Source organism: Vibrio sp. V10_P2A27P122 (assembly GCF_963874335.1).
Classification (GTDB): Bacteria; Pseudomonadota; Gammaproteobacteria; order Enterobacterales; family Vibrionaceae; genus Vibrio; species Vibrio anguillarum.
The window spans coordinates 1-2,097 of sequence record NZ_CAWNHY010000224.1; the positions used below are offsets into that span (position 1 = coordinate 1).

Sequence of the window (2,097 nt, forward strand, 5' to 3'; positions counted from 1 at the left end):
CTATTAATACAATATCTATATTCACACTATTCAATTATCTGAATATAGATATTGTGCTTTTAAGCCTTGAATGCAAGATTAGACTAAAATTTTTTTGCAAACCTTAAACTAAATCAATAAAAGTTAAATTTTTCAAATAAAGTTTGGGTAGTGCGAGCACTACCCAAATTCGTATTAGTCCAAGCTCATTATAGCCAAGCTTTTAAACCGTATTGGTTTTCAAGCATACCAACCGCAAGCATAGCAATTAAACAGATGATCAGCACACCACCTGGAATGATGATTTTGTCGATAAAAGACAGCTTTGATGCACGTTCTTTGTCGCCAATTAGGCCATTGTTATCGAGTAGCATGGTCAATGCCCACGCTAGAACAGGGTTCACCACAGCGCTACCAAAGATACAGATGCCCGCTGCTTGTGAATCTTTTGTGTTTCTTACCATTTGCATACCCGCTTCTAGTAAAGGAAGAAATACCCCTACTAATAGAGCAATACGCATCACTGGAGGCCAAACCGCTACGTCCATAGGGAAGCCAAGGATAGCAATAGTCATGACCAATAAACCTAAGATGATGGCACCACCAGGAATTGGGCGTTTAGCAATCGCCGCTGGGATCATATACGTTCCCCATGACGATGTGATATTACCACCACCAAGTGCTGTACCTACCATTTGACGAATTGAACACATGGTCATTGTGTCATCAACATCCATCAGTACTTTTTCAGTTCTCTTCGGATAGTTCAATTCTTGGAAAATTCGGTGACCAAGGAAATCTGGTGACCACATCGCAACCGCCAAAATAGCAAAGGGCAATGAGGCGATAAAGTGTTCTACTGTTGGCAAACCAAGCATCCAACCTTCAGTGGTTGAGCCCCACCAGTAAACAGGGTTAAGGTTAGGTAAGCCCATTTGAGTTTCAAATTGAAGATCAAAGCCAGTACCGAATAAAAGCGCAATCGCAAGCCCAGTCATTGCACAGACAGGAATTGCTAACCAACGCATGTTGATTTTTGCAAGAAATGCATACAGCACAATATTGACACCTAAAACCACTAGGCCAACGTAACCTAAGCTGCCTGCGGCGACATCGACCGATTGCAAACTGGTAGCCCAAGTTTGGATAGAACCAATTTGGCTCATTGTTCCGGTAAAGCCGAGGAAGATAAGCAACCCGCCTGCGGTTCCCTCGGAGGTTAGATTGACCAGTTTCGAGCCTCCTTTAAAGTAACTTAAGAGAAGACCAAAAACGCCAAGCAAAATTGCCAATGCCAAAGGGTGTGCACCGGCTAATGCGATTGAGCCGATAAGAGGGATCATTGGGCCATGGTTGCCAGCTAAGTTGGCTTTTGGGTTTAAGAAGCCAGAGGCAATAACACAGAAGAAGAGGGCAGGAAATAACATCTCTACACGTGCAACTTCAATCGCGAAGTCTTTACCTAGATGAATGTGATCCCATGCTTGGGTTAGGCCATCAGCCCAAGACATCATTACCGCTGAGTACATGGCGATGATGCCGATTGTGCCCGCGATGGCTGGTACAAAATCTTCAAGTTCAAAACGGAAGTCACGACCAGGTAAGTTCAAACCAAAGCGACGGGGCTTCATGATTTGCAGTTCGTGGTCTAGGTAATCTGAACGGCTTGCAAACTCAGATGCTGGACGATGCAGCTCTTTATAGCTTTTCGTCTCGATTTCTGAGCGCTCATTGTTGACTACGTCTGGCATAGATTCCTCATATTTTTTAAAAGTTAGTAATTCGTACTGAATCCTAGTAATCCGCGAAGAAGCGGTAATGTTTTTAATTGAATATGTAGCACATCTCATATGTGCTTGCATAACAACAACTAAAAAAGAGAGTGTGGTTATTTATACAACCTTATCTTTGCTCGCGAGTTTAGCTTGCTTATCCTTTAGGGTGATTGATCTTGATCACTTTAAGAATAAATGTGAAAGAAAACTACAGCAGCCTAATGAAAACGGGGGGTTGAGCCGTTACTTGCTTGAAATAAGTTTTCACATTGTGATGTTTGTAAAAGAGTTTCAATGATATTAATGACCTTAAATATCTTATGAATCTAGGTGTACTTTATAC

1 protein-coding gene is annotated in these 2,097 nt (G+C 42.1%); it reads right to left on the bottom strand.

Annotation, left to right across the window (positions count from 1 at the left end; all coding sequences use genetic code 11):
* Window positions 1–188: 188 nt before the first annotated feature.
* Entirely contained in the window at window positions 189–1,730 is a 1,542-nt protein-coding gene (locus AACQ17_RS09535) for a DUF3360 family protein (RefSeq protein ID WP_094145333.1), read from the bottom strand.
* Window positions 1,731–2,097: the final 367 nt, after the last annotated feature.